The organism is Novosphingobium sp. 9U, assembly GCF_902506425.1.
Taxonomy (GTDB): domain Bacteria; phylum Pseudomonadota; class Alphaproteobacteria; order Sphingomonadales; family Sphingomonadaceae; genus Novosphingobium.
This window is the reverse complement of record NZ_LR732513.1, coordinates 1-5,121: the sequence shown is the minus strand read 5'-3', so window position 1 is coordinate 5,121 and position 5,121 is coordinate 1. Positions and strand designations below refer to the sequence as shown.

General features: G+C 60.5%; 6 protein-coding genes. 2 read left to right on the top strand and 4 right to left on the bottom strand.

What is annotated here, in order from left to right; translation table 11 throughout:
* Window positions 1–161 precede the first annotated feature (161 nt).
* Window positions 162–506 (bottom strand): IS66 family insertion sequence element accessory protein TnpB, encoded by a 345-nt coding sequence (gene tnpB, locus GV044_RS19375; protein ID WP_201299168.1) that lies wholly within the window; start codon window positions 504–506, stop codon window positions 162–164.
* Window positions 507–597: 91 nt separating this feature from the next.
* The gene (locus GV044_RS19370; RefSeq protein WP_236555116.1) at window positions 598–999 is read right to left on the bottom strand and encodes a transposase; all 402 of its coding nucleotides are present in this window, start codon (window positions 997–999) and stop codon (window positions 598–600) included.
* Window positions 1,000–1,035: 36 nt separating this feature from the next.
* Here GV044_RS19370 and GV044_RS19365 point away from each other — a divergent pair, with 36 nt between their 5' ends.
* Window positions 1,036–2,064, top strand: a complete 1,029-nt coding sequence (locus tag GV044_RS19365) for an IS110 family transposase (protein WP_159873996.1) — start codon at window positions 1,036–1,038, stop codon at window positions 2,062–2,064.
* Between the two features lie 19 nt (window positions 2,065–2,083).
* Complete coding sequence (locus GV044_RS19360; RefSeq protein WP_236555115.1) at window positions 2,084–2,539, top strand: hypothetical protein; 456 nt, start codon at window positions 2,084–2,086, stop codon at window positions 2,537–2,539.
* Window positions 2,540–2,662: 123 nt separating this feature from the next.
* On the opposite strand, the gene GV044_RS19355 is transcribed toward GV044_RS19360, so the two are convergent.
* Window positions 2,663–3,574, bottom strand: coding sequence for an IS110 family transposase (locus tag GV044_RS19355; RefSeq protein WP_236555117.1), 912 nt, complete (start codon window positions 3,572–3,574; stop codon window positions 2,663–2,665).
* Between the two features lie 1,293 nt (window positions 3,575–4,867).
* On the bottom strand, window positions 4,868–5,121 hold a 254-nt coding region (locus GV044_RS19350; RefSeq protein ID WP_201299166.1), incomplete at its 5' end, for a transposase.

The window sequence follows — 5,121 nt, the reverse complement described above, 5'->3', positions numbered from 1 at the left end:
AGGCCATCTTGGCATCGGTCATCGCTATCTTCCTTCAGGTTCGAGTTCGCATCCGAACCCTAACCGAAGATCGGCGATGGCCACCTCATCGAAGGGCCCTTCCTACACCACGCCATGGGACACTACCTTCCAGATCGGTGAATCACTAGCTTAAACCCGCGTCAACCGGCGATCTGCGGTGCTATCGGACGCCGGCCACCATGCACGCGGCGCCAGTCCAAACCCTCCAGCAAAGCGCCGAGTTGGGCCGCCGTGATGCGCATCACGCCGTCCTGGATGCCCGGCCAGCGAAAGCCTCCTTGCTCCAGCTTCTTGGCCATCAAACACAGGCCAGTGCCGTCCCAGCAGATCAGCTTGATCCGGTCGCTGCGCTTGGCTCGAAAAACGTAGATCACCCCCGAAAAGGGATCACCGCCATACTCGGCACCCACGAGCGCCGCCAGGGAGTCTGGGCCTTTACGAAAAATCCACAGGCCGAGTTGCGACCATGACGCGTGCGCCAACACCAGGTCCGATCATCGCGTCGCCTTGAGAGCTTGGATTACCGCCGCGATCAGCCCCTTGTCGGCACCGCACGCGATCCTCACGGCCACTCCATCAATCTCCAGCTCCACAGCACCCGGCGATGATCGGCGCCGACGTCGTGGACGCCTGCCGACCGAACCAGCGTCGCTCGGCACGGCGGGCTCTACCACGGCAGGGACGAACAGCGGCGCGGCCGCCGGGGTGGCGGGCAATGTCAGCCCTTGAGCCTGCATCTGCTTGCGGGAGCTCGCGGCGCCAGGTGAATAGCTGTGAGGGGCACATCGCATGCCTGCGAGCCACAGCGCTGGTGGACTCGTGTCCCGAGTGGCTCTGGGCGACGATCGAGACCTTTACCTCAGGTGGCCAATCCCGGCGCTCTCCTGCGCCAGTGAAGATCTCAAGCCGCTGAGCCCCGCTCGTACCAGCATCATCACATGATGGGATGGACGCCCCCCGACAGCTCAGATGTGGCAAATACTAGGATGGTGAGTACTGACGAAAGGAGTTACTATGAACGAGGTTCACACGATCGGCTTGGATATCGCAAAGAATGTGTTCCAAGCCCACGGAGCTGATGCAGCAGGTCGGCAACTGTTTAGCGTTCGCATAACGCGCCGTAAGATCCTGGCATTCCTCGCCAAACAGCCACGCTGCCTTGTTGCTATGAAGGCCTGCGGCGGAGCTCATCATTGGGCGCGAGAGCTCGCGCGAACGGGCCATGAAGTCCGGCTCATCCCGCCCGCCTACGTCAAGCCCTTTGTCAAGCGGCACAAGAATGATGCCGCCGATGCTGAGGCGATCTGCGAAGCAGCACAACGGTCAAACATGCGCTTTGTCGCAGTGAAGAGTGAAGAGCAGCAGGCCTCAGCAATGGTGTTCCGGACCCGCGATCTCATGGTTAGACAGAGAACTCAGACCATAAACGCCATTCGAGGTCACATGGCTGAGTATGGTTGGGTTGCACCTAAGGGAACATTTTGGATGATTGAGCTCTCGAAGATCTTCGAGGAACAAACAAGTTCGTTGCCCGAGGCTGCTCGGCGAATGTTTCAGACGATGTATGCACATCTGAAGGAACTGGATCGTCAGATCGATGAACTCGACTTGGAAATCAAGCAGCGTGCCCAGGCAGATCCAATCTCACGACGGCTGATGACCATCCTGGGGATCGGCCCAATTGCGGCGACTGCCATCGCAGCTTTGGCGCCGCCGGTTGAGACATTCCGGCGGGGGCGAGACTTTGCAGCCTGGCTGGGCCTCACCCCCCTGCAGAAGTCTACGGGGGGCAAGCAGAAGCTCGGCCGAACCTCGAAGATGGGAGAGCGAACGCTCAGGCGCCTCCTTATAATCGGCAGTAGCGCCGTTGTGCGCCACGCATGCAAACGGGGCGACAAAGAGGGTTCATGGCTCAACGCTTTGCTCGCGCGCAAGCCGCGGATGTTGGCGATTGTAGCGCTCGCTAACAAGACGGCTCGCATCGTCTGGGCACTGCTCGCTAAACAAGAAAATTACAGAGCTCCGGAGGTATCGGCGGCTTAGGTCGTTGATCCGTCAGAGGTTGTCGGAGGACGGCAAGGTCGAAGGAAGGTATGGCGCAAAAGTCGGTAAGACGGGGCAGGAAAAACCAGTCGATGTCGTTGTGCGCTCGAGCACGCTCACATCATTTGGATCCGGTCCGCGAACTCCCATACTGGCCCGCTGCGAACAACGCGGCATCGAGGCCGGACAGATGGCAGCATCCGACCAGCGAAACCATACCAAACGAGCTCTTGCGCCGCAGGGGCCGTTCTCTAATCGCGCCGCCTTCGTCAAGCCTTGCTGCAGCTACTTCGCCCGGATCACGGTTCTCTACGCGGTCGGCATCGGCCGCCGCAACATCTGGTCCGGCCCGGAAGCGCAGGTGCTGCAAGGTCCACAACGGGTTTGCGCTCGTGGCGCACCCAAGGCCCCAATCCACGCAGTCACCTACACCTCGCCCGAGGGCGACAGTAGCGTCCGGCGCGTGCCGGACTAAGTCGACGTATCAGGCCGAAAGTGTGGCACCAGACCAGCGGAATGCCTCTCCTCATCGCCAGATGCTGTGCAGGATGACGGGAAGTTTGCGAGCCAATGCGACGCGCGCTTTCCCCGGTCCGGCTCATTGAGCGATGGCCTGTGCCCATTCACTCAGCTGTGACGCTCGCTTGACCCGATGCAGGATCACAATGGCCGCCTCGTACATCAGCGTACGCGCCAGACTGTCGCCGCACCGCGAAATCCGGCCGCTACGATCGATGTCACCGGACTGGTATCGGCGGGGTGTTAAACGCAAGTGCGCTCCCACAGCCCGGGATCGCGAGAACCGTTTTGGGTCCTCGACAGTGCTCACGTAAACGAGCGACGACAAGGCCCCGTTGCCAGGAACACTCATCAACAAGCGGCAGGTTGGATCGGCGCGAACCTGACGGAGCACCGCTTTGTCGAACGTGGTGATCTGCTCGCCTACGTGCCGCAATGTCGCAAGCAGCGGACGAACGACCATGCAGACTTCCTGGTCGTCCTGGATGAGCTCTTCGACGCGTCGATCGAAGCGTAGGCCGCGCCCTGATCCTGGCAGCATGCCTGAGGTCTTGAGGATGCCACGGATGATGTTGGTGAGGCGCGTGCGCATGCCGACCAGCTGCGCTCTGGCACCCAGCAAAGATCTCGCCCGGTGAGCGTCCAGCGACTTTACATGAACAGGGCGGTACCAACCCGTGCGCATCACCTGAGCCAAGCCTTCAGCATCGTTCTGATCTGTCTTGTTGAGCCGCATCTGCAGAGCGGCCTTCACTCGCCGTGCGTCTAGGCAGTCCACCGTTAGGCCGGCTTGGCGCAGGCCATGTACGAGCCACGGTGTCATAGCGCCGGTCTCGATGCCAATCCTCGCATCCGCGCCGGCGTGACGCTTAAGCTGTGAGGCCAGAACATGCGGGTCACTGGGGCAGGTGCCACGCCACTGGCGCTGCCCTCGCTCATTCACCACGCAAATAGCCGTCGACTTCTGAGAAACGTCTAGTCCCACGTACATCATTGGAGCTCTCCGATCATGCTCGCGTTACCCGGACAATCACCGGATCGCGGCACGTTATCATGAGCTCGACTCAGACCGCGATTACCCGAAGTCCACAGATGACATCATCATAGCACCAGCCATCTCCGCCCCCATCAAAGGCGGCGAGACTCGGCCGGGCAGATCATACGCGCAAGGTGGGGCTCAGGCTCCGCTTACGATCTTTGCTCGGTTGAGGCCCGCTGATCACGGCAGATTTCCTCGGATCTATCACGGGACGGTGGCACGGCAGCGGGCCGCCGTCATAACTGTGCCTCGTAGCGAGGTTGACGTGATTGATTAGCGGAGGATCCCGAAAGCCGGACCAGGCTGGCTGTTCAACAATTGGCTAGTTCTGCTATCCGTACCACGCAGCGTCGGCCCGGCATGGAGGGGCGGCTTTGACCGCGACGAACCATTTCCGATCCATATCGCAAGATGGGTGTACGAGAAGGGCAAATGATCGACGAACGAATGCAAGGACGTTGCAGGAGGCATGTTGTGGCTAGATCAGGATACGCCGACCTACTAGGCCGCCGTGACCCTGCCTGATTCCCGTTCATGATCTAGTCGTGAACGCCGCGATGGCAGACGCTTCCAGTGCCGGCTTGAAGGGGCATCCGCTGCGCCGAAGACCTCGGCCGTGAGGATCAGACACGGCTGGGTTGAAATTGCCTTCTCGGGCGCGCGTTCGCGCGGGTCTCGGTTACGCTGAGAAGATCATTCATGGGTGTGCCCCTTGTGTGCGATCACCCGAACCGCCTGACCCTCGTTTCGCCCTGCCCTCGTCTTGCCGGCACTTTACGTTCGTCACATTTAGCGGCCTGAAGCCAAATGCATCATCGAAGCTTTAAGCTTGGTTGGGCGGCGCTGTATGCTGCTTCCTGGCCCTGCGCTGCCCCTCGTCATGGCCCCGAGGTCGGAGCAACATGATGCCACTGCCCCTTATCCAAGGAGTCAGGTGTCACTTTCGTGATGGGGGCTATGCAAGCCATGCCGTTCATACTTTTGGAATGGCGGAGATAGTAGTGTCATGTTCTGCCAAGCACCAATCGGTCGCCCGATCGTCGGATTCTAAGACGGAGGGCAGATGGCCAGATCGAGAAGGATGCGTTTTTGGCACATAGGTGCCCTGCCCTGCTTCCTGTCGTAGTCATGGCAGGAAGCGCCGGTGCCGCTCCCTGTGCACGCCAGAGCGGATCCAGATTGGCGTCGGTACCGCGGTTTGCCTTGGCACACTCTCAAACCGGTTCCGTTTAGAGCGTTTTCCACTCATTCCGGATTGTATCCGCAACAGCTGAAGTAGTTGGCGCACTCGGCGGGCTTGAAGAGGTCGACGAGCCTGCCGATGAGATCCCACAGGCCAGAGACGGATCGCTCACCGGCTTTTCGCAACATGGCCTTGAGGCGGGCAAAGGCTTTCTCGATCGGGTTGAAGTCGGGGCTGTAGGGCGGGAGGAAGCGAAGGGTTGCGCCTGCAGCCTCGATAAGTACCTGGACCGATGCGCGCTTGTGGCTCGACAGGT